Origin of the sequence: Micromonospora endophytica (assembly GCF_003236305.1) — a bacterium.
Taxonomy (GTDB): domain Bacteria; phylum Actinomycetota; class Actinomycetes; order Mycobacteriales; family Micromonosporaceae; genus Micromonospora; species Micromonospora endophytica.
Map to the genome: position 1 here is coordinate 1 of NZ_POTX01000036.1, position 21997 is coordinate 21997.

The window sequence follows — 21997 nt, forward strand, 5'->3', positions numbered from 1 at the left end:
ACACCGCACCCCCGCCCCCGCCCGCGCCCGCGCCGGAGCCGGAGCCGGAGCCGGAGCCGGAGCCGATCGATGCTGCGCCCGCGCCGGAGCCGGCCCGGCGGCCAGCTGCCGCCAAGCCGAGGAAGATCACCACCAGGAAGGCCAGCCCGGAGGTGATCGCGGACGAACCCGCCGACACCAGGAAGGCGACGGGCCGCAAGGTGGTCGCGAAGAAGGCGGCCGCGGCACCGGCCAAGGCCACCCGGGCCCGAAAGGCCACCAACCCGGCTGAAGGCACGACGCAACCGCAGCCGAGCGAGACCCACAGGAGCACGGCCGGAACGCAGCCGGACGAGACCCACCAGAGCAGGGCCGGAACGCAGCCGGGCGAGACCCACCAGAGCAGGGCCGAAACACAGCCGGACGAGACCCAGAGGAGTACGGCGGAAGCGGAGTTGCGAGCGCTCCTGGCACGCGTACTCGATCATCCTGGTTTCGCCCCGGAGTTACTGGCGCTGACCGCGGTCGAGACGCTGGGTCCGCGGGCCGGGGTGTGGGCGCGGCGGCTGCGCGAGATTTATCCGCTTGCCGACGGCGACGGCTTGGCCCGGCTGGCCACCCGGCGGTTCGTTCGGCAGGCCGCAGTGGGTGGGGCGGGTGCCGCGTTCGCCGGTGCCTTCGCTCCGGTGGTCGAGTTGGCGGTGGTGCTCTGGTCGCAGGCGAACCTGGTGCTGCACGTGGCGGCGGCGTACGACCGTGACCCGGCGCATCCGGAGCGGGCGGCGGAGTTGCTGGTGTTGGCTCAGGTGCACCCGGTTACGGTGGTCGCTTTGCCCCGGGCCCTGCCGGACCTGTATTCTCGCAGCCGGTGGTCTGCGAGCCACCGGGGAGACTTCGCCTAGTCTGGTCTATGGCGCCGCACTGCTAATGCGGTTGGGGTCTTAAAGCCCCTCCCGGGTTCGAATCCCGGAGTCTCCGCGCGAAAGGTCATCTGCGGCCGCGTCCTCTGGGCGCGGCTTTTTGTTCGCCCTGGTCGCAGGCCCTCAGAGTCGCTGGGCGAGACTGAATCCGGTACCCGAAGCCCCGGTGCAGGTCTGGAGCACCAGGTCGAAGCGGCCCATCCAGGATGGGACCGGGCCACCCTTGCGTGCGTGCCACCTGTTGTCGACCACCCGGTACCGCCCGGCACACGGGCCGGTCGTGACGTGGACGATCGTGCCCTGCGCCAGGTCGTCGATCCAGTCCCACCCCGCGTAGTCGTGCCCGGCGAGCAGGCAGGTGGGCCTGGTCATCCAGGTCACCAACCTCTTCCTGTCGATGGTCGCCTGGGAGCCGAGCGCGGTGACCGGAGCGAGCCGGACGACCTCCGGTTGCGCCGCCGGTCTGTTCTTCGGCTTCCGGGCCGGCCTGGACGTCGTCGGCGCGGGCTTCTCCGGCGCGGGCTTCGCGGTCGGGTCGGGCGTACCGGCGTTCGGGCGGTCCGGTTCGGGGGTGCGGGTGGTCGGGCGTGCCGGCGCGGGCGTAACCGATGGCGTGGGAGCGACCGTCAGGCCGGGTGTCGGCCCTGGACGGGCCTGCCACAGCGGCTCCGGCACCGCCGGAGTGAAGAAGGGCTGGCTCACCGGTGGCAGATCGCTCTCCGCCCAGCCGGCGCTCGGCGGTTCGACCGGGTGTGTTGTCGCGGCGGCCGAGGCCGAGATGGCAAGGGTCACGACGCTCAGCGCGCCGCCCAACCGGATGGACCTTTTCATGATTTTTCGACTCCTCTGGGAGGCAGAGGCCGATAGTGCGCTTTGCCCGATTGTCGAGACCTGACCCCGAGCCACCAAGGCGACGCGCCGGGCCGGTCCTCACCGGCATGGGGTCCACGCTGGCCTCGATGTGCCCCGCCCCGATGGTTAACCCCGTTGCGCGACTCCGTCACTCGTCGGGTAACGTAGATCGGCGAAGGCAGGCGATCTGGGACGAGTCGACCGGCGGATCCCGAAGTCTGCACGCGAAGGCCAGGTGTGTAAACTGGCCGAGCACCAGCGCCCGTAGCTCAACGGATAGAGCATCTGACTACGGATCAGAAGGTTAGGGGTTCGAGTCCCTTCGGGCGCGCAAGATCAAGAGGGGTCTGACCTGCTGGAATGGCAGGCAGGCTCCTTACTTGTTTCGTCCCTTGTAGACGGTTGGGTGCTCGGTGGGTGCTCGTGCGACGAGCGTGCCTCACGTCCTGCTCCGTCCGGTGCCGTACCACTCTGTACGGGGACGTTTAGGCGGCGAAGCTTCCCGTTGGCTGCAGAGTCCGAATGTTGGGACGGCCGACTCATCGCGTAGTGGATGCTCGCCTGGCCGTCTTGAGGTCAGTTGCGGTGGCTTCGCTCTGCGTCGATTGGCTCTCGCGTCTGTGGCGCGGTGGTGGAGGTCGGGGTGTCGTGATCGATCCGCAGCAGGTCCAAGAGGCGAAGCGCACGCTCGGTGCGAAGCTTGCGGAACGGCGTAATTTGCGTGGCCTGACTCAGGCTGATCTGGCTGCGCGGGTGCACAGCACTCGGAGCACCGTCGCCGGGGTTGAGCGTGGCGACCAGGTTGTTGATCGGGTCTTCTGGCAGCGGTGCGAGACGTTGCTGGGTGCTGGTGGTGAGTTGCTTGCCGGGTACGACGAGTACCGGCGACTCAAGCAGCGGCATGATGAGGAGAAGGTCGATGCCGGGCAACGTGCGCGGTGGGGCGAGGCGGACAGAGACGCTCGTGAGACCAGGGTCATTGCGTCGGCGGCGACGGTCAGGCACGGTGGCGTGATGATGACCGCCGAGTGGTACCGGAGGTTCGCAGTCCGTGAGGCGCGGGGGCACTCGCCCACGTACGAGGCGTTGGCCTTGGCGGTCAGTGCTGATGAGCACTTGGTGAAGCTGTTGGATCAGTTGCCGCAGGAGAAGCGGCAGCCGAATCTGCTGTTCGCTGCTGCGCAGTACCTCGGCGCGCCCGTGGCCACGCCGGACGCCTTCAGTGCCTGGGCGGTGCAGGACTGGCCCGAACTATCCGGCACGATGCGCAGTCGTCGGACACAGACCAACGAACCGACCCGCTGCGCCACTATGCTGCCGATCCTGGCGCAGTTGCCGCAGCCTTTGGCGCTGCTGGAGGTCGGTGCATCTGCCGGGTTGTGCCTGTACCCGGACGCCTACCAATACCAGTACGGCGACGGCCCGATAGTGCTCGGGCCCGCAGACAGCCAAGTACGGCTGAGCTGTGCGATCAGCGGTAACGTGCCGATACCAGAGTCGATGCCCGCCGTGGTGTGGCGTGCCGGCTTGGACCTCAACCCGCTCGACGTTGCCAGCGACGACGACGTGCGCTGGCTGGACGCGCTGATCTGGCCAGAGCAGCAGGAGCGCCGCGACCGGCTACACGCGGCAGTTCGCATCGCCCGCGCGGACCCGCCCCACTTGGTCACCGGAGATCTACTCGCCGACCTGCCGGCCCTGGTCGCGCAAGCACCGGCTGACGCCACGCTGGTCATCTTTCACAGCGCGGTGCTGACCTACGTCCCGCCGGAAACCCGAACCGCTTTCACCGACCTCGTGCGTGGCCTTCCCTGCCGCTGGATCTCCAACGAAGGCACGGGCGTGCTGCCCGAGCTTGCCTCAGCCGTCAAGCTCGACCCCGACGGCCCAGCGATGTTCCTCCTCGCTCTGGACGGCCAGCCTCTCGGGCTTGCCAGCCCCCACGGTCAGGAGGTCCGGTGGCTCACGACGCATGGAGCGTCCGTTTGAGGAACTCTCAACGGGCACCCCGACCGTCGACCTCCGGACGCCGCCGACCGGCACTCTGACACGTTTTACGTTGGTTGACGATGTCCAGGCTGCACGGCTCCGCTGTGCTTCGGACGTGCCGTGTCTTGTCTACTCAGCTCCGCTTCCTTCTGTAGGGACCGATCTCTCACTTATGGCCTGGTGTGAATGCCACGTGAACTGGTCAAACGTGCGGGAAGCGGGGCGCGGACAACTGTTCCGGCGCCGAAGCGGTGTCCTGACCCGCAGCGTCAGCAGGCGCGGCAGGCGGACGTTCTCGACCCGCAATCGGTCCAACTCCCGGCGCAGCCGGTCGAGTTCGCCGTCTATCGCCACGTCCATGGAACTCACGGATACTACTTCTCGCCGGTGAGCAGCACCTCGCGCCATTGCGCGAAGCGCTCGCGCATCGCGGCGATGTACGGGGGATCGACGCCATAGGCGGCGAAGCGGCGGTCTGGATATCGGTGGAGCATCGCGAACAGATCGGCCAGGATCCGTCGATTGAAGCCGGCGTCGGCCTGCTCGGCGAGTTCGAGCACCTGCTCTCGCGGGTGTACCGGCCTGTCTGAATGGCGGCGTCGACGTCGAGGAAGTCCCGCGGCTCGGCGCGGGTGAACAGGGCAGACACCTTGCCGGTGACGACGTCGTCGATGTGCAGGACGGGGCCGATGTCCATCGTTACGGGCGGGCGGGCGCGCCAGTTCGCGGCAAGTTCGACCTTGTACGGTCGATCCGGTGTGGCGGGATCGGTGACGGCGAGCCGAGCGAAGGTCTCGAACCGTTGCGTGACCTCGACCGCATAGCCGTCGGTTCGGTAGGCGTCGACGACGGCGTCCACGGCTACGGCGAAGTCGTCTCGGCGCTCCCATGCGGTGAACAGGTCCACGTCCTCGCTGGGTCGGTCCAGAATCCCGTGGGCTTGTACGGCGTAGCCGCCGGCCAATGCGAAGCCGTACCGGCCAGCCACGCGGAGTCCGATCTCCGCCAGCCGGAGGTGAACCGGATCCACCCTCAGCCGGCCAGCGCCCGGGGTGGCGCGGCCAGCTCGGGGAAGCGGGCCTGCCACAGCGCCCGCAGCCGAGCGGGGAGCCACAGGTCCGGCCAGAGTCGGCGTAGCGTGTCGCCGTCGAGCCACTGACGTAGGTCGGCCACGGTGGCGGCCTGGTTCAGCACCGTCTGGTACATCACCTGGAGATCTCCGGGGTCGTCCAGGTGATACGTGGCGTCGCCCGACCAGTCGAGACGTCGGTCGAGCGTCACCACGCCGCTGACCGGACCACGCAGGTTGGCCAGACTCGCGGGTACGACGTAGTGTCGCTGGTCCGCGTACCCCGAACCAGCAGGCGCGCCACCTGCCTTCACCATCGCTCCACCTCCTGACCCGATCGTACGGTGGGGCTCGCACGTGTCGGTGCAGACCCGTACGAACGGATGGACGATTTTGTCGATGGTGGTCCGGTCGTTGCTGCCCGGCGCTGCGTCGGTCCGCCTTGCGGCGGTTGCTCGGTGGGTGCTCGGACGTCGGCGAACTGACACGGACGTTCCGGGACCGGGATGGGTACCGGCCTGTCTGCCGGAGGCGTCAGGGATCCGTTTTGGTCGATTTAGAACCGGACCTGCGGGGACGCGGCGGGATCGTTTCGGACTCGTCCGGATGCAACTGGACTCCGCCGCCCTTCGCAAGATCATCTGACTACGGATCAGAAGGTTAGGGGTTCGAGTCCCTTCGGGCGCGCCACTTGAACAGGGAATATAGCCAGCCAGCTATATTCCCTGTTTTCGTTTGGGTTGCGTGTGGGTCACGGTCGTGACCCACGTTTGCGCAGCTCAGGGGGCGTTTTCCCGGTTCGAGCGACCTCTCGACGGCCGAGCACCCACGGAGCACCCACGGTTCCATTGACCGGGGACGCCAAGAAGGCATTGTGCTTGTTTCCCCAGGTAGCGGCCCTACCCTGTGGCGCACCGGCAGCGCCGCTGCGGCCCGGCGCATCTGATTACCCGTCCGATGCTCTGGCGTGGGGCTTCCTGCCGGGATGCTCGTCGGGCCGGGTCGCCTTCCTGGCGACCTTACGCGCGGCCGGCGGCAGGACGGTGGTGTAGATGTCGGCGGTGACGCGGATGTTGGCATGTCCGAGCTGGTGTTGAATGGTCTTGATGTCCGCGTTCGCGGAATGCGCGAGCGACGCGGCGCCGTGTCGCAGGTCGTGCAAGCGGATGGGGGGAAGTCCGGCGCGGTCGACCAGGAGGCGCAGGCGTTGAGTGAGGTAGCCGGGATGCAGCGGCAGTCCGTCCGGGCTGGTGAACACGTATCCGCTGTCGTGGCACACCATGCCCGCGCCGAGGCGTCTGGCCCGACGTTGCTGCTGCCGTTCGCGTTGTTGCCGCAGCACCTGGACGGTGTGCTTGTCGAGCGCGACCTGGCGACGGCTGGCCGCCGACTTCGGTGGGCCTTCGTGTACGTCGTAGCCGGCCGTTGTGCGCTGCCGGACCACCGACAACTGGCCCTCGTGTAGGTCGATGTCGACCCATCGGAGCCCGGCGGCCTCGCCGCGTCGCAGTCCGCGCAGCGCGATCAGCCACCACAGGGCGTAGAGGGTGTCGCCGCGGACGTAGTCGAGGAAGCTGGCGAGCTGCGCGGCCGTCCACACCGCGATCACCGGACGCTCACCGGTGGCCTTCCACTCGGCGACACGGGCTTCGGTCCACACCTCGGGCTGGGGACGCTCCCGAGGGGGTAGTTCCATCCCCCGGGCCGGGTTGTCGGTGATCAGCCGTTCGCGCTGCGCGCGACCGAGAGCGGCTACCCAGATTGCCGACCGGAATACATCGAGGCCTACGAGGAACGAGTTTCCACCCTCGACCTGACCGACGCCGGTTTCACTCTCCTCGCCGGGCCGGATGCCGGATGGGCACCCGAGGAGAACACGTCCACCGATCCAACCGTCTCTTCCGTGCCACTCACCATCTACCGGATCGGCGCCGGAGCGCTTCCGTACCAGGACGGATCGTTCACCCGGGCCTACGGCATCGACGCCGACGGCGGGATCCTCGTCCGACCGGACGGACATATCGCCTGGCGCACGCCCGGCGTCCCTCTCCGGCCGCTACGCGACATCCTTCACACCTTGACCATGGGCGCCGAACAACCGTAATGGACACCGTTCGAATCCGCTGCCCGGCAAGATCCTTGACTCCCCCTCCTGCAGTTCCTTTCACAGAGTTCGCAGGCCTTCCGGCCGGGATGACCGGTTCCGAGTCGCCGGCCGTCGCGATGATCTCCCGTCCGATCGCGGAACTATCGCCGGTTCGGTGACGACTACCGAACTGACAGAGCCGGCCGATCCGAAGGAGGCTCATGCGTACCCAGTCGGTGCTTGTCGTCCTGTTCGACGGGGTGCAGCCGCTCGACGTGGCGGGGCCGGTCGACGTCTTCTCGGTGGCGGACCGCTTCGTCGGGAGCGCGGGCCGGCCGCCGTACGTTGTCCGGACGGCTTCCGTCGGGGGCGGGGCGGTGCGTGCGGCCGGCGGCCTTCGGCTGGTGCCCGACTTTGACCTGGCCGAGGTCGATGGCGCCGACCTTCTGCTGGTGCCGGGTGGGCCGGGTGTCGAGAATGTCGATGATCGTCTGGTCTCGTGGCTGCGCGATCGCGCGCCCGGCGTGAACCGGGTGATGTCGGTCTGCACGGGGGCCTATCTGCTGGCTCTGGCCGGTCTGCTGGACGGCCGCCGGGCGACGACGCACTGGGAGGCCTGCCCCTACCTTGCGCGGAGGTTTCCCGAGGTCGAGGTCGATCCGAACCCCATCTTCGTACGGGACGGCTCGATCTCGACCTCGGCCGGCGTGACTGCGGGCGTGGACCTGGCGATCGAACTGGTCGAGGAGGACTTCGGCCGGTCGGTGGCTCACGAGATCGCCCGACTGCTGGTCGTCTACGTGCGCCGGCCGGGCCACCAGGCCCAGGTCAGCGTGCAGCTCACGACTCAGATTGCGCGGTCCGAACCGCTCAGCGAGGTCCAGTACTGGGCGGCCGCTAACCTGTCCGCCGACCTCTCCGTCCCCGCGATGGCGCAGCGGGCCGGACTTTCGCCCCGGCAGTTCGCACGCGTCTTCACCGAGCAGGTCGGCATGACCCCGGGCCGCTACGTCGACCTCGTCCGGCTGGAAGCGGCGCAGCGCATGCTGACCGATACCCAGGACGGCGTGCTCGGCATCGCGCGCCGTTGTGGATATGGATCGCCGGAGGCGATGCGCCGGGCCTTCATGCGGGAACTCGACGTCTCGCCGACCGAATATCGTCGCGGCGTCTCGGATGCATCGGTGGTTGCCGGCCAAGTCCGGCGGCCGATGGCAGATTTGTTGCCCAACATGACATAGGCGCGCTCGCGGACGGGCTATAGGCTGCCTTCAAATGGCGAACTACATTGGAAGTAAGACCTTTCTACCTCGCGGTGGAACGGCGTTAGGCTTGCGAGCCTCTCGATGGCAAGAATTGGTGTGCCGGTGAATCCTTCAAGGAATTCCTACTTTCTCCGTACGACGTTGGCAGTCGGCGTCGTCGTGGCGCTCGGCGCCTGTTCCGGGACGAAGGTGGCCGATGCGCCGGTGGCATCTGCCGGCGCTTCCGCAGCGGCCGGGCCGCGGACGACGTATCCGTTGACGATCGACAACTGTGGCCGCACGGTCACCTTCACCCAGGCGCCGCGCCGGGTCGTGCTGCTCAACGGCGCGTCCGTGGCAGAGGTCGAGTCGATGATCGCGCTCGGTGTGCAGGGCGCGATCGTGGCGAACAGCCAGACGTACGGCGTCTCGGACGATCCGACCATGGTTGCGCGGATCAAGGCCATCCCCACCGGCGGGGTGAAGCTGAACAAGAACTTCGAGGTGCCCCGTGAGCAGGTGCTGGCCCAGTCGCCGGACCTGGTGATCTCGACGTGGGCCGGCGGGTTCGACGACAAGATCGGCTCGATTACCCGGGACGAGCTGGGCAAGACCGGCATCAACAGCTTCGTGACGCCGTCCAACTGCGCCAACGGCGCGACCTCACCGCGCCCAGAGGACACGCAGACGTACGCCAAGCGGTCGGTTGAGTCGTCGTTCGATCTGCTGACCCAGCTCGGGTTGATCTTCGACGTCCAGGGGCGGGCGGCGCAGGTCGTGCAGGAGGCGCGCGCCGCGCTGGCCGCGCTCCCGTCCCCGGCGACCGAGCGCAAGCGGGTCCTGGCCGCCTACCCGAGCATGGGGTCGGCAATGGGGCTCGCGGTCCCGGCGGTGTTCGGTGGCGGGATCTTCGACGACATCATCACCCGGGCCGGCGGTGTCAACGCGTTCGGCGGCCTGAGCGACCAGCAGCTCGGCGCGATCAACGTCGAGGCCCTGGCCGCGGCGAACGTGGACGTGCTGGTGATCGGGCTCTATCAGCCGGACGACGATGCCGAGAAGTTCGCCGAACAGTTGTTCGCGCAGTTCCCGCAATGGCCGGCGTCGAAGACGAAGACGTACACCTCCGTGTCCGACAGCTTCTATCTCGGGCCGTTGAACGCGATCGCGGTCAAGCGGATCAGCGATGGCGTCCGCGCCGCCGGTTGAGCGGATCCGGCGGACCGGTCCGGCGGCGGTCCGCGCCCACCTCATTCCCGATCGCGCCTTCCCGTTGTTGATTGTGCTCCTGGCCGGCGCGGTCGCGCTGACCGCGGCCGTCGCGATCGCCGTTGGCACGGTGTCGGTTCCGCTCGCCGACGTGGCTGCGGTGACCTGGGCTCATCTCACGCCCGGGGATACCGAGCGCAGCCTGCTGTACGACCAGATCGTGTGGGATTTCCGGGTGCCGCGGGTGCTGCTGGCCGGGGTGGCCGGTGCGGGCTTGAGCATCGCCGGAGTCTGTCTGCAGGCGTTGGTGCGTAATCCGCTAGCCGATCCCTATCTGCTCGGTATCTCCTCAGGTGCCTCGGTCGGTGCGGTTGTCGCGCTGACCCTCGCGCCCGCGGTGATCGCCGGGCTGGGGGTCGCCGGTGCGGCGTTCGCCGGGGCGCTGGCCAGTGTGGCGCTGGTTGTGGGCCTGGCTCAGCGGGCCGGCCGGGTCGCGCCCGGGCGGTTGATCCTGGCCGGTGTGGCAGTCGGATACCTGGGCTCGGCCGTGACCAGCTACATCCAGTTGGAGGCCAACCCGAGCGAGCTGCGGGGAATCATGTTCTGGTTGCTCGGCTCGGTGGCCACGGCATCCTGGAGCGATCTGCTGGCACCGGCCGTCGCCCTGGCGTGCTGCCTGCTGTGGCTGCTGGTTGACGGGCGCCGGCTCAACGCGTTGACGATGGGCGAGACGTCGGCCGCCGGGCTGGGGATCGACGTCAACCGACTGCGGCTCGGGCTGCTCGCCGCGGCGTCGCTGCTGACCGCGACGATCGTCAGCGTCGCCGGCGGAATCGGCTTCGTCGGGCTGCTGGTGCCGCACGCGGTCCGTCTGCTGGTCGGCCCGGACCATCGACGGGTGGTGCCGGTGTCGCTGCTACTCGGGGCGGTGTTCCTGATCATGGTAGACCTGCTGTCGCGGACCCTGGACCGACCGAACGAGATGCCGATCGGCATCTTCACCGCAGCCATCGGCGCGCCATTCTTTCTCTGGCTGCTGCGCAGACAGTCCGGAGCGGTCCGGTGAGGGTCACCGCGACAGGCGTCTCGGTGAGCATCGACGGCGCACCGATCCTGGACGAGGTCTCGCTGACCGCCGCGCCCGGCTGCATAACCGGACTGGTCGGGCCGAACGGGTCGGGCAAGAGCACCTTGCTGCGCTGCCTCTACCGGATCATCCGTCCGCAGCAAGGTGCGGTGCTCATCGGCGATGACGACGTCTGGCAGGTCCCCGCACGCCGGGCCGGACAGTTGCGGGCGGTCATGGCGCAGGATCAAGAACTGGACAACGACTACAGCGTCCGCGACATCGTCGCCATGGGCCGGATCCCGCATCAGCGGCTGCTCGAGCGGGAGAGTTCCGCCGACCGCGCCATCGTGGACGAGGCGCTGGCCCGCATCGGCATCGAGTGGGCGCAGGACCGGCGGTTCGCCACGCTGTCCGGTGGCGAGCGCCAACGTGTCCTGCTTGCCCGCGCGCTGGCCCAGGACGCACCGGTCCTGCTGCTCGACGAGCCGACCAACCACCTGGACGTCGGCGCCCAGCTGGAACTGCTCGACCTGATCCGCGAGCTTCGACTCACCACCGTGGCCGCTCTGCACGACCTCGACCACGCGGTCGCGTACTGCGACGCCGTCGCTCTGCTGGATCAGGGCCGCATCGTCGCGGCCGGCGAACCCGTCGCCGTGCTCACCCCGGAACGACTGGCCGAGGTCTTCGGCGTACGCGCGGCAATGACCACCCACTCACTCACCGGCCGGCCGCACCTGGTGTTCGCCACAGGTACGTCACGGCCCAGTTCTGAAAGGTACGCTCACAGTGAGCACGCCAACCGCGCCCAATGAGCCCGTCCCCGATGCCCGGATCACCGCACCGCTCGACACTCCTACGACCGGCACCATAACCGTCGCTTTCCTGATCTCGCCCCAAGCGGAACTCGTCGACTTCGCCGGGCCCTGGGGCGTGTTCGAATACGTCCAACTCGACGGCGGGCACAATCCGTTCACGCTCTACACGGTGGCGGCCACGACCGAACCCGTCCGCATCTCCGGCGGCATGGTCCTGGTACCCGGTCACGACGTCGAAAGCGCTCCCACACCGGACATCGTGGTCGTCCCGGCCATGGACATGGCGAAGATCGCCCCCGAAGCGCTGGACTGGCTGCGGCGGGTCCACCGCCACACCGCCGTGACCATGTCTATCTGCAACGGATCCTATGTGCTCGGACAGGCCGGCCTCCTCGACGGCAAGACCGCGACGGCCCACCACGCCGGCTACAACGCCCTTCGCGCCTTGTTCCCCGCCGTCGCCGTCATCCGCGGGGTCCGCTTCGTCGAGGACGGAAAGATCGCCACCGCCGGCGGACTCACCTCCGGCACCGACCTCGCGCTGCGCATCGTCGAGCGCTACTTCGGGCGAGACGTCGCCCGCCGAACCGCCACCTACCTCGAATATCAGGGCACTGGCTGGATGCACCCCGACAGCAACGGGCAGTTCGCCGACCACGCGGCGAGCTCATTGGGACATCCGGTGTGCCCGGTCTGCGAGATGCCTGTATCACCCGATACCGCGCTCACCCTCGATCACGGCGGGAATACCTGGTATTTCTGTAGCACGTGGTGCCAGGAGCAGTTCCAAGCCGCGCCGGAACGGCTCAGCGGCAAGTCTCACTGACAGAATCTCGCTGCCTCCCGCAACCAAGCCAGACGCGAAGCGGACCGTGAGCGTAGCCGAACAGACCTGCAAGCCGTCGCCACCGTGTTCGCCACCATGACGGGCCAGCCACACCCTCCGTTCGGAAACTCGGTCACGGGCCTTGAAACCAGCTAACCAACTCTCCATCAGATCCAGCGCTTGACAGACCGCGGCGGCCGGGGTCAGCGAGGCGAGCACGCCGGGTTGCAGGCGTAGGTGATGCGGCGATGGTTACCGCCGGAGCGAAGATCCTGTCAGGCGGTCCTGCGCAAGGCGATCACATTGTCGGTCACCTCGGCCGTCTGACCGCCGGGGCCGGTGGCCGTCCGAACGCGGGCTTCGCAGCAGAGCACCTGCCAGGACGCGGGATCGAGGGCCAGACCGGCCAAGGTCTCCTCCGGGGTGGGAATCGTGGCCCCCTGGTTCCAGGACCACGGGGCCACCGAACCATGGTCGACGATCAGCAGCATGCCGCCTCGGTTCACCTGTTCGCCGAGTTCCCGCAGGATGCGGGCCCTGGGGAACTCGAAGAGGCTCTGCAGGTAATGGGCACTCACCAGGTCCCATCTGCCCGAGGGCAACGAATCCACCAGGTCGTGCCGTTCGGTACGGATCCTGTCACTTAGCCGCTCCTGGGCGGCGCGCTCGTTCACCCGTTGCAGGGCGGCATCGGCGATGTCGACCGCGGTGACCTGCCAGCCGCGTTGGGCGAACCACAGACTGTCACCGCCCTGACCGCATCCCAGGTCGAGGGCGGCGCCCGGCGAAAGGTCGCCGACCATGGCGGCAAGGACCGGGTTGACGCGTAGCTCCCACGGCGAGGCGGCGACCTGCTGGTGCAGGCTCTCCCAGAACTCGGCCGGTGTTGCCGCGTCCGGAGGTTCCATGTACTTCATACGCTCACGTCCTCGCGATCGATCGGGCTCCACTGGGAGGGTGCCCCCTGTTTCACGGTGCCGGCAAGGAAACTTGCCGGACCGGCAAACGACGTCCGGCGGGACAACGACGGTTCAGGCGCACAGGTCCGGCGTGATAGGTGGTCTGCACGATTCCACCGCATCATCACCATGATCGTAAGCCAATAGAGGGGCTCACCTTGGCTCCGACACAGTGGGCTCATGCCCACCCTCGCCGACCGCGTGCGAGTCCTGCGAACCGCGACGCGTCCGCTGGACGACGACGAAACGCGCCGCGCGCATTGGGGTCACCGGGCAGGCGGTCAACCAGACCTGCCGGCGGCTCGAAGCCCAGGGTCTACTCCGACGCCATCTCGGACCGAACAACCAGATCCTCAACCAGCTCATCGATGAGGAACACCGACCTGAATCCACGACGACCGGACCCGGCCCCACCCACGCCGCCCGCCATGGGAAGCCCCGCTCAGCGAGGATCAGGTCAAAGCCATCGTTCGGGACCTACTGGGCGCCCGCGGGCTGGACATACAGGTGCGCTGGGCCACGATCGAGGCACGGACATCGTCGCCAGACACCGCCTTGATGCCAGACCGGCCGGTCCCACCCCGTACCGGGTTCAGCGCGAACCCGCCCGCGCCGTCGTGGGCGGCGACCCCGTAGCGGCACCCCCTCCGCACGATTGCCGACCATCGCGATCGTCCGGCGATCGGGGCGCTGGCGATGATGCGGATGCTCCGTGGGTGCTCGGATGTCGGGGAACTCACACGGACGCACCTGGACGTAGCCGGATTCGGGGCTTCCCTCGCGTCACTACCGGCCAGGCCAACGCCGGCAAGCCCGTGGCCGACCCGGCGCTCCTACTGCCCGGCGATCTCATCCTCATCCCCGCAGCGAAGGCACCACGAACAACCCGCGCCACGTCGGCATGTACCTCGGCCAAGAACTCATCATCCAAGGTCCGAAAACCGGCGACGTTGTCAAGACCACTCGGCTGGGCAGTTGGATCAACCAGATCGCAGCGATCCGTCGGATCGTTTCCTAGATGTCGTCGCAGCGGGTACTCGTGGGCAGATGCTCCGGGCTGCCGCCCGCTCGCGTCACCGCCCCTGCGGTGCGGAACAATGCCCTCATGACCGAGGACCGGGAGTTCCCCTCAAACTCCAAACTGGACACCACGGTTCCACACTCGGCGCGGATCTGGAACTACTGGCTCGGCGGCAAGGACAACTTCGCGGTCGACCGGGCCGCCGGCGATGAGGTGATCGCACACATCCCGGATATCCCCATCGGGGCCAAGTCCGAGCGCGCGTTCCTCAAGCGCGTGGTCAGGTTCCTCGTCGAGGATGCCGGCATCCGTCAGTTCCTCGACGTCGGCACCGGGCTCCCCTCGGCGGACAACACCCACGAGGTCGCGCAGTCCCTCGACCCGCGCTGCCGGGTGGTCTACATCGACAACGATCCGCTCGTCATGACGCACGCACGTGCACTCCTGACCAGCACCCCGCAAGGCAGCTGCGACTACGTCGAAGCCGATCTGCGGCAGCCGGACACGATCCTCGCCTCCGCGCGACAGACGCTCGACTTCTCGCAGCCGATCGGGCTCATGCTCCTCGGCGTCGTCAACCATCTCATGGACGACGACGTGGCGTACGGCGCCGTCGCGCAGCTCGTCCAGGCGATGCCCATCGGTAGCTACCTGGTGCTCACCCACTCCACCGCCGAAATCCACGGCGAGCCGATGCTGCGCGTGATGCGAGAAACCACCGAGCGCGGCGGCACGCCAATCCGCGCCAGGACGAAGAGAGAACTCGAACGCTTCTTCGACGGGTTGGATCTGCTGGAGCCCGGCGTCGTCACATGCTCGCGCTGGCGCCCCAATCCAGAGTCCGACGAGCCGGAGGTCTACCTGTTCGGCGGCGTCGCCCGCATCGGCTGAGCTGAACCCCTCAAGCCCATTCAAGAGGTGATGAGGTCGGCCACGCCGTAGTGTCTCCACCACGTCGGGCTGCGCCTGCGAACGTGTCCGGCGACACGGGTGGAAGAGCCAGGGATCATCCCGAGTTGCCGGCGAGTTCGCGCGGGACGGCCGGCGGGACGGCTGGGAGGGGGCGCCGGCAGAAGTAGACCAGGGCGGGCGGCACGTTGGCCCAGACCGTCCGGCTCACCACCACCTCCTCGAACCGTGACCGCAGCGACCGCAGCAGCCGCTGGGCCGGCGGGGCCCAGCGGGCGTGCACGTAGGCGAAGGTGGTGAACACTCCGCCCGGTTTCAGCACCGCGACCACTTCGGACAGCACGTCGCGCTGCAGCTTCTCGTCGAATGCGGCCCAGGGCAGGCCGCTGACCACCACGTCGACCCGGCCGACGTCTCGCTGCGCGAGCACCTGCCGCAGCATCGCAGCGTCGGCGACCGCGACGTCGACCGTCGGGTGCCGCGCGGCAAGCTGATCGGCGAACCGCGGGTTGAGTTCGACGGCGATGTGTCGCCCGGCCCCGGCGAGCCGCCGTTGGATCGGCCCGGTGAACGCGCCGGTGCCCGGGCCCAGTTCCAGGATGACGGGGGAGCCCGTGCCGGGCACCGTCGCCGTGGCCACTTCCGCCAGGGCCGGGCCGCTGGGCAGCACCGCCCCCACGGTCAGCGGCGCGCGCAGGAACTCAAGGAAGAATGACACGCTTGCTGGTTCCTCTCACAGGTGGCTTCCATAGAAGACGGAGAGCCGCTCAACGGCGACGCCGCCGCCGCACGACCACCCACCAAGGGCTGCGGTGCGAGAGGGCTGCTGGTGATGCCCCAGCCCCGAGCGACGCGACCGACCATCGCAGCCACCGGGTGGCGGTGTCGCCGCAGGCCATGACGGCTGCTGGGTTTGGCGTTGGCTCGGAATTCGGCCACGGTGAGGTCGGTGCGGGTGGTGGAGATGCCGGCGTTGTTGATGAGCAGGTCGAGTCGGCCCGCCTCGGCATCGATCCGCTCTGCGGCCGAGGCGATCGACGCGGGGTCAGTCACGTCGAGATGGAGCGCGGTGGCACCGCCGCCGATCTCGGCGGCGGCCTTCTCACCGCGGGCGAGGTCGCGCGATCCGACGAACACGGTGACGCCGTGGGCGGTCAATTCGCGGGCGACCTGCCTTCCGATGCCCTGGTTGGCTCCGGTGACCAGAGCGATGCGTTGTGTGGGCACGATGCCCCTCCTTCGTTGCGGGCGATCGATGGTCCGGTCCGTCGCCCTCACCGAGACTCGTGCACTGCGTGGAGAGCAGCCAGGGCCTAGCGATCCGTGGTTCCGGCCAGCGAGATGCTGCGGCCGACCCCGTTGACGGGGCGCCGAAGGGCACGACTGTGGTCCCAACCTCGGATCGACAGACCCTGGCTGCCATATCCCTGCGCGGTCAGGGTGATGGAGCACGCCCCGTTCGACGTCTATCCGGGGAGAATCGATGAATCCAAACGACGACGATGGCCAGGGCCGATCGGGCGTGGCCCGCCGGAGCGTTCTGGGTGGCGGTGCCGCCGCCGCGTTGGCGATACCGCTGCTGCAAGGCGGGGCACCGGCCGCGCAGGCCGCACCGGTAGCCGAGGCGGCGAGCGTCGAACTTGTGACCGTCAAAGTCAAGGTCAACGGCAAGCCGGTCACGGTACGGGTGGACCCGCGCGTCACGCTGCTCGACACCCTGCGGGAAGAGCTGGAACTCACCGGTACGAAGAAGGGCTGTGACCGTGGCCAGTGTGGTGCCTGCACCGTGCATGTCGACGGTCGGCGGGTGCTGTCCTGCCTGACGCTCGTGGCCACTGTCGACGAGCGCGAGGTCACCACGATCGAGGGTCTGGCCCGGGGCGATGTGCTGCACCCGATGCAGCAGGCGTTCATCGAGCGCGACGGTCTCCAGTGCGGCTTCTGCACGCCGGGGCAGATCATGTCGGCGGTCGGCATGGTCCAGGAGGGCCCTGCCCGCACCGACGACGAGATCCGCGAGCGCATGTCGGGCAACATCTGTCGATGCAGTTGTTATCCGTTCATCGTGGACGCGATCCGTGACGCGCAGAAGGTGATGCGCTGATGCGGGCCTACACGTTCACCCAGCCGCGCGGCGTCCGCGAGGCCCTCGCGGACGCCGGCACCGACACGGCCTTCCTGGCCGGCGGTACGACCCTCGTGGACCTGATGAAGCTCGATGTGGTGACGCCGGCCCGGGTCGTGGACATCAACCGGCTTCCGCTGCGCGGCATCACGCTCGACCGCGACGGGCTGCACATCGGGGCACTCGAACGGATGAGCGATGTCGCCGCCGACCGCAACGTGCGTCGGGACTATCCGATGATCGCTCAGGCGTTGGAGCTGAGCGCGTCCGCCCAGCTTCGCAACATGGCGAGCATCGGCGGGAACCTGTTGCAGCGCACCCGGTGCGGCTACTTCCGTGACGTCACCACCCCCTGCAACAAGCGGGAGCCCGGCAGCGGCTGCTCGGCGCTGACCGGGATCAACCGTACGCACGCGATCCTCGGCACCAGCGACGCGTGCGTGGCGACGCACCCCAGCGATCTGGCCGTCGCGCTGGTGGCACTCGGCACCGACGTGCATCTGGTCAGCGGCCAGGGCACTCGTACGGTGCCACTCGACACGTTCTACACCCTGCCCGGCAGCACACCCCACCTTGAGAACGTGCTGCGACCGGGCGAGCTGATCGCCGGCATCACGGTCCCCCGCTCGATGTGGGCGGCGAACTCGGTCTACCTCAAGATCCGCGACCGGCAGTCGTACGAGTTCGCCCTCACCTCGGCAGCTGTCGCCGTCGAGTGGCGCGGCCGCACCATCAGGCAGGCCCGGATCGCCGCCGGCGGAGTCGGCACCAAGCCCTGGCGACTGCCGGCGGTCGAGAGCGCCCTGGCCGGTCAGCCGGCCACCGCCGATGTCTTCGAGGCGGCGGTAAGCGCCGCCGCGGACGGTGCCCGGCCGCTGTCGCACAACGGTTTCAAGCCCGCGCTGCTGCGACGCACGCTGGTCCGGGCCCTCACCGTCCTGGCGGAGAGCCGATGAACGGCGAGCCCGAGGCCGTGACCGCACTGGCACGCAGCGGCGGCGCTCATGCTTGAGCTCGCCACCGAACTCCTCGAACGGGTCCGCAGCCGGACACCTTTCGTGACCGCCACCGTCACCCGCGTGGAGGGCAGCGCACCGCGCCAGCCCGGCGCGTCGCTTGTCGTCGACGCGGACGGCGCGGTGCTGGGCAACGTTTCCGGCGGCTGCGTCGACTCCGCCGTCTATCAGGCGTGTCAGGAGATGCTGCTGGGGGAGCGCGGCCCGAGAACCCTGCGGTTCGGCTACACCGACGACGACGCGATCGGCGTCGGCCTCACCTGTGGCGGGACGATCGAGCTGTTCCTGCGTCATCACGATCCGGGTGCCGAACCCGGCCTGGAAGCGGCGTACGTCGACGCCGCCCAGGACGAGCCGGTCGCCGTCGCCACCGTCGTACGCGGCCCGGACACCCACCTCGGACGGGTGATCGTGGTGCGTCCCGAGCGTCATCTCGAGGGAACCCTCGGCGACGAACGGCTCGATGAGGTGGCTGCCGTACACGCGACCGGCGTCCTGCACGCCGGGACGAGCGGCACTGTGGACATCGGGGTGGCCGACGGCTACTGCCGGCAGCCGATGACCCTGCTTGTCGAGTGCAACACCCCGGCACCACGGATGCTCATCTTCGGGGCGATCGACCATGCCGCGGCGCTGGCCCGGCTGGGTGCCTTCCTCGACTACCGGGTGACGGTCTGCGATGCGCGGGCCACGTTCGCCACACCGGACAGATTCCGGTACGCCGACGAGGTCGTCGTCGACTGGCCGCACCGCTACCTGGCAGCCCAGCGCCTCGACGGCAACACCGTCATCTGCGTACTCACCCACGATCCGAAGGTCGACGTACCGCTGCTCACCGCCGCCCTGCGGCTGCCGGTCAGTTACGTGGGGGCGATGGGGTCACGGCGTACCCATGAGCAGCGGCTGGTGCGGCTGCGCGAGGCCGGCCTGACCGACCGGGAACTCAGCCGGCTGCACTCGCCGATCGGGCTCGACCTCGGCGCCCGTACCCCGCAGGAGACGGCGTTGTCGATCGCGGCGGAGATCGTCTCGCACCGGCACGGCGGTTCCGGGGTGCCGCTGCGCACCGGGGTACCCATCCACCGTCGCGCCGTGGCGTCGTCGGCTTCCTTCCCGCCGGCCTGGACGGCGGAACACCTCGCTCAGGGCGTCGGCATCACCCGGCCTCGGTCCTCTTCTCGTAGTCAGGAGTCACGATGACCGTCTCCCCACTCGGCCGCGACATCGACCGCGTCGACGGCCGGGCGAAGGCCACCGGCACCGCCCGGTACTCGGCCGACTACCCGGCCGCGAACCTGGCGCACGCCTATCTGGTCACCAGCACCATCGCGCGGGGCACGATCTCCGCGATGGACACCACCGCGGCGCAGAACGCACCAGGCGTCATCCGGGTCTACAGCCCGTTCAACAAACTCGGGCTGCGGCCGGTGCCCGGCGCCGGGGAGAACTACGCACCCCTGGAGGACACCCAGATCCGGTTCCGGGGACAGATCATCGCCATGGTGGTCGCCGAGCGGCTCGAGCAGGCGCGGGACGCCGCCCGGCTGGTCCACACGACCTACGACGAGCAGACGCCGCGGTTGTCCCTCGCCGACGAGCCTCGCGTGCCGGCTACCGGGCCGCCCGGCGTACCCGCGCCGAGCGCCACCGTCCTCGCCCCGGGTGTCCCCTCGATCGAGGCGGCGCTCGCCGCGAGCGACGTCGTCGTGGAGGCCTCCTTCCATCAGCCGATGCAGCATCCCGCCGCGATGGAACTTCATTCCGTCCTCGCCGAGTGGAACAGCGACCAGACCCAGCTGATTCTGTACAGCGGCGCGCAACTGCCCCACACCTCCGCCATGGTGGCCGCCGGGCGGCTCGGCGTCGCGCCGACGGCGGTGCGGCTGATCGCCCCGTACGTGGGCGGTGGTTTCGGCAGCCGGGTCTTTCCGTGGTACGACGCCGCCCTGGCCGCGGCCGCGGCCCGCCAACTGAACCGCCCGGTCAAGCTGGTCCTGTCCCGGGAACAGGTGTTCACGGTGGTCGGCCATCGCAGTGCGGTCAACCAGACCATCAAACTGGGTGCCTCCCGCGACGGGGTCCTCAACGCGGTCAGTCACGTCAGCGACGCCGCGGTGCCGTTCGTCGGCTACCGGTGGATGCAGCCGGCCGTGGACGTCTCGGCTGTGCTGTACAAGACCCCGAACGTGGCGTTCGACCAGCGGCACGTCATGCTCGACGTACCTCCGGCCTGCGCCATGCGGGCACCCAACGAGGCTCCCGGAGCCTTCGCGCTGGAGACCGCGATGGATGAACTCGCCGTCGCCACCGGCCTCGACCCGGTCGAGTTGCGGCTGCGTAACTACGCCACCACCGTGCCCGGGACGGACCGGCGGTGGTCGAGCAAGCATCTCGACGACTGCTATCGCATCGGTGCCCAACGCTTCGGCTGGTCGGCCCGCCGCGCCAGGCCCGGCAGCCGGGTCGACGGGCAGTGGCTGGTCGGGATGGGGATGGCCAGCGCCATCTACCCGGGCGGCCGCAGGCCGGAACCCATTCAGGCCCGGGTCCAGTTGCGTGATGACGGCACCGCCCTGGTCTCCTCGGCGACCGCGGACACGGGCACGGGCGCGACCACCCTGCTGGCCATCACCGGAGCCCACGGGCTGGGCATCCCGCTGCGCCGGGTGAGATCCGAAGCCGGTGACACCGCGCTCCCGCAGGGCGCGCCGTCCGTGGGATCGACCGCCGCGGCCAGTACCGTGCCGGCCGTCGAAGCCGCCGTCGAAGGGGCGGTCGCCGCACTCATCCAGGAAGCGGTCAGCAATCCACTGTCACCCTGGCACGGTGCGAACAGCGAGGAACTGACGTACGAGAAGGGTCAACTGCGGGGTAGGGGCCAGTCGATGCCCTTCGGCCGCCTGCTCACCACGATCGACCGTCGGAACGTCGAGGCCACCGCGACGGCCCAGCCCGGCCCGGAAGCGGGAGAGTACAAGTTCCACAGCTTCGGCGCGCACTTCTGCGAGGTCAGAGTCAACCGGTACACCGGTGAACCCCGCATCACCCGCTTCACCACTGTGGTGGACGCCGGCCGGATCGTGAACGCCCAGGCCGCCCGGAGTCAGCTCGTCGGAGGCGTCATCTTCGGCATCGGGCACGCGTTGCTGGAGGACGACCCGCTCGAACTCGACACCGGGCGGGTGGCCGCCGGCAACATGGCCGACTACATGGTCCCGGTGAACGCCGACATTCCCGCCATCGACGTCCACTTTCTCGACCGTCCCGATCCCGTCATCAACAGCCTTGGCGCTCGGGGTCTCGGCGAGCTCGGCACCGTCGGCTCCGCAGCCGCTGTCGGCAACGCCATCTTCAACGCCACCGGCAAGCGGATCCGCAGCCTCCCCATCACCCTCGACAAACTGCTGTGAGCTCCGTGACGATCTCGGCGGATGCCCGGTGACCTGGAGGAGTTTCCTGGCCACCGGGCATCCGTCGGATGGCGCTACTTGGTGCCGGTGAGGGCGACCAGGGCGCTGGCGGTGCGGAAGTACGGGTTGCGGCCGAGGTCGCCGACGGTGGTGATGTTGAAGGCGTCCTTGAGCAGCTTGGCGTCGCCGTCGCTGACCCCGGCGAGGGCGGATACCGGGGCGTCGACGATCTCGGTGAGGGTCTTGTCCTGGTAGGCCTTGTCGACCAGCTTGGTGAGGTCGGCGGTGACGGGCATGCACACTCCTTTGAAATCCCGATCGGGCGATCCGACCGGTTGCGGACAAACCTGCCGAATTAGATCATGCCTGTGCTGTTGGATCCCACTGTGGATCTGCGGTGGTTTATGCCTCTTGGTCGCCGCCATCGTCGTCACCCGCAACGAGATCAACAGCGTCCATAATGGATGCCATCGCGCCCGGGAAACTACCAACGCCA

At 68.7% G+C, this 21997-nt stretch carries 22 protein-coding genes, 3 tRNA genes and 2 pseudogenes; 18 read left to right on the top strand and 9 right to left on the bottom strand.

What is annotated here, in order from left to right; translation table 11 throughout:
* Positions 1-277 (bottom strand): hypothetical protein (locus C1I93_RS31405; RefSeq protein WP_181445062.1); only part of this gene is annotated, 277 nt, incomplete at its 3' end.
* A gap of 157 nt (positions 278-434) precedes the next feature.
* Here C1I93_RS31405 and C1I93_RS31410 point away from each other — a divergent pair.
* Both C1I93_RS31410 and C1I93_RS08145 read left to right on the top strand, forming a co-directional pair.
* The gene (locus C1I93_RS31410) at positions 435-881 is read left to right on the top strand and encodes a hypothetical protein (protein WP_181445063.1); all 447 of its coding nucleotides are present in this window, start codon (positions 435-437) and stop codon (positions 879-881) included.
* A tRNA-Ser gene (locus tag C1I93_RS08145) sits at positions 867-957 on the top strand. The genes C1I93_RS31410 and C1I93_RS08145 overlap by 15 nt, the downstream gene beginning before the upstream one ends.
* A 65-nt stretch (positions 958-1022) precedes the next feature.
* Here C1I93_RS08145 and C1I93_RS08150 read toward each other — a convergent pair.
* Positions 1023-1271 carry a sortase family protein gene (locus C1I93_RS08150; protein WP_111242620.1) on the bottom strand — a complete coding sequence of 83 codons (249 nt, stop codon included), beginning with the start codon at positions 1269-1271 and terminating at the stop codon, positions 1023-1025.
* Here C1I93_RS08150 and C1I93_RS32895 point away from each other — a divergent pair.
* From C1I93_RS32895 to C1I93_RS08165, 4 genes and pseudogenes are all read left to right on the top strand, one after another.
* Entirely contained in the window at positions 1258-1794 is a 537-nt protein-coding gene (locus C1I93_RS32895; RefSeq protein WP_111242621.1) for a hypothetical protein, read from the top strand. The genes C1I93_RS08150 and C1I93_RS32895 overlap by 14 nt on opposite strands.
* A gap of 215 nt (positions 1795-2009) precedes the next feature.
* Positions 2010-2082 (top strand) — tRNA-Arg (locus C1I93_RS08160).
* Positions 2083-2273: 191 nt separating this feature from the next.
* Positions 2274-2606, top strand: a pseudogene (locus C1I93_RS32295) (helix-turn-helix transcriptional regulator); the annotation flags it as partial.
* A gap of 159 nt (positions 2607-2765) precedes the next feature.
* Positions 2766-3740 carry a DUF2332 domain-containing protein gene (locus tag C1I93_RS08165; RefSeq protein WP_212808751.1) on the top strand — a complete coding sequence of 325 codons (975 nt, stop codon included), beginning with the start codon at positions 2766-2768 and terminating at the stop codon, positions 3738-3740.
* A gap of 374 nt (positions 3741-4114) precedes the next feature.
* Here the strand turns inward: C1I93_RS08165 and C1I93_RS08170 are convergent.
* Both C1I93_RS08170 and C1I93_RS08175 read right to left on the bottom strand, forming a co-directional pair.
* A pseudogene (locus tag C1I93_RS08170) lies at positions 4115-4770 on the bottom strand (nucleotidyl transferase AbiEii/AbiGii toxin family protein).
* Positions 4771-4772: 2 nt separating this feature from the next.
* Positions 4773-5126 carry a hypothetical protein gene (locus C1I93_RS08175; protein WP_111242623.1) on the bottom strand — a complete coding sequence of 118 codons (354 nt, stop codon included), beginning with the start codon at positions 5124-5126 and terminating at the stop codon, positions 4773-4775.
* Between the two features lie 264 nt (positions 5127-5390).
* Here C1I93_RS08175 and C1I93_RS31415 point away from each other — a divergent pair.
* Positions 5391-5499 (top strand) — tRNA-Arg (locus C1I93_RS31415).
* A 256-nt stretch (positions 5500-5755) separates the two neighbouring features.
* Here the strand turns inward: C1I93_RS31415 and C1I93_RS08180 are convergent.
* Positions 5756-6469, bottom strand: a complete 714-nt coding sequence (locus C1I93_RS08180) for a site-specific integrase (protein WP_223256412.1) — start codon at positions 6467-6469, stop codon at positions 5756-5758.
* Between the two features lie 117 nt (positions 6470-6586).
* On the opposite strand from C1I93_RS08180, the gene C1I93_RS33070 reads away from it, so the two are divergent.
* From C1I93_RS33070 to C1I93_RS08205, 6 genes are all read left to right on the top strand, one after another.
* Positions 6587-6913 (top strand): aromatic-ring hydroxylase C-terminal domain-containing protein, encoded by a 327-nt coding sequence (locus C1I93_RS33070; RefSeq protein WP_369007954.1) that lies wholly within the window; start codon positions 6587-6589, stop codon positions 6911-6913.
* A gap of 203 nt (positions 6914-7116) precedes the next feature.
* Positions 7117-8136 carry a GlxA family transcriptional regulator gene (locus tag C1I93_RS08185; protein WP_111242625.1) on the top strand — a complete coding sequence of 340 codons (1020 nt, stop codon included), beginning with the start codon at positions 7117-7119 and terminating at the stop codon, positions 8134-8136.
* 279 nt (positions 8137-8415) lie between these two features.
* Positions 8416-9348 carry an ABC transporter substrate-binding protein gene (locus C1I93_RS08190; protein WP_212808693.1) on the top strand — a complete coding sequence of 311 codons (933 nt, stop codon included), beginning with the start codon at positions 8416-8418 and terminating at the stop codon, positions 9346-9348.
* Entirely contained in the window at positions 9326-10414 is a 1089-nt protein-coding gene (locus C1I93_RS08195; protein ID WP_111242627.1) for a FecCD family ABC transporter permease, read from the top strand. The genes C1I93_RS08190 and C1I93_RS08195 overlap by 23 nt, the downstream gene beginning before the upstream one ends.
* On the top strand, positions 10411-11232 hold the full coding sequence (locus C1I93_RS08200; protein WP_111242628.1) for an ABC transporter ATP-binding protein: 822 nt from the start codon (positions 10411-10413) through the stop codon (positions 11230-11232). Before C1I93_RS08195 ends, C1I93_RS08200 begins: the two co-directional genes overlap by 4 nt.
* A complete protein-coding gene (locus tag C1I93_RS08205; RefSeq protein ID WP_111242629.1) occupies positions 11207-12061 on the top strand; it encodes a DJ-1/PfpI family protein in 855 nt (284 codons plus the stop codon). The genes C1I93_RS08200 and C1I93_RS08205 overlap by 26 nt, the downstream gene beginning before the upstream one ends.
* A gap of 275 nt (positions 12062-12336) precedes the next feature.
* Here the strand turns inward: C1I93_RS08205 and C1I93_RS08210 are convergent, their stop codons facing one another.
* Positions 12337-12978, bottom strand: coding sequence for a class I SAM-dependent methyltransferase (locus tag C1I93_RS08210; RefSeq protein ID WP_212808694.1), 642 nt, complete (start codon positions 12976-12978; stop codon positions 12337-12339).
* 1147 nt (positions 12979-14125) lie between these two features.
* Here C1I93_RS08210 and C1I93_RS08220 point away from each other — a divergent pair.
* Positions 14126-14932, top strand: coding sequence for an SAM-dependent methyltransferase (locus tag C1I93_RS08220; RefSeq protein WP_111242643.1), 807 nt, complete (start codon positions 14126-14128; stop codon positions 14930-14932).
* 115 nt (positions 14933-15047) lie between these two features.
* Here the strand turns inward: C1I93_RS08220 and C1I93_RS08225 are convergent, their stop codons facing one another.
* Together C1I93_RS08225 and C1I93_RS08230 are read right to left on the bottom strand one after the other, a co-directional pair.
* The gene (locus C1I93_RS08225) at positions 15048-15668 is read right to left on the bottom strand and encodes a class I SAM-dependent methyltransferase (RefSeq protein WP_212808695.1); all 621 of its coding nucleotides are present in this window, start codon (positions 15666-15668) and stop codon (positions 15048-15050) included.
* Positions 15632-16177, bottom strand: coding sequence for an SDR family oxidoreductase (locus C1I93_RS08230; protein WP_111242630.1), 546 nt, complete (start codon positions 16175-16177; stop codon positions 15632-15634). The genes C1I93_RS08225 and C1I93_RS08230 overlap by 37 nt, the downstream gene beginning before the upstream one ends.
* Before the next feature lie 415 nt (positions 16178-16592).
* On the opposite strand from C1I93_RS08230, the gene C1I93_RS08235 reads away from it, so the two are divergent.
* The 4 genes from C1I93_RS08235 to C1I93_RS08250 are packed head-to-tail and all read left to right on the top strand — an operon-like array spanning position 16593 to position 21501.
* Positions 16593-17054, top strand: coding sequence for a (2Fe-2S)-binding protein (locus C1I93_RS08235; RefSeq protein WP_223256415.1), 462 nt, complete (start codon positions 16593-16595; stop codon positions 17052-17054).
* On the top strand, positions 17054-18031 hold the full coding sequence (locus tag C1I93_RS08240) for an FAD binding domain-containing protein (protein WP_111242632.1): 978 nt from the start codon (positions 17054-17056) through the stop codon (positions 18029-18031). The genes C1I93_RS08235 and C1I93_RS08240 overlap by 1 nt, the downstream gene beginning before the upstream one ends.
* A 48-nt stretch (positions 18032-18079) precedes the next feature.
* Entirely contained in the window at positions 18080-19291 is a 1212-nt protein-coding gene (locus C1I93_RS08245; RefSeq protein WP_111242633.1) for an XdhC family protein, read from the top strand.
* Positions 19288-21501, top strand: a complete 2214-nt coding sequence (locus C1I93_RS08250; RefSeq protein ID WP_111242634.1) for a xanthine dehydrogenase family protein molybdopterin-binding subunit — start codon at positions 19288-19290, stop codon at positions 21499-21501. Before C1I93_RS08245 ends, C1I93_RS08250 begins: the two co-directional genes overlap by 4 nt.
* A gap of 74 nt (positions 21502-21575) precedes the next feature.
* Here the strand turns inward: C1I93_RS08250 and C1I93_RS08255 are convergent, their stop codons facing one another.
* Positions 21576-21797, bottom strand: a complete 222-nt coding sequence (locus C1I93_RS08255) for a hypothetical protein (RefSeq protein WP_111242635.1) — start codon at positions 21795-21797, stop codon at positions 21576-21578.
* Positions 21798-21997: the final 200 nt, after the last annotated feature.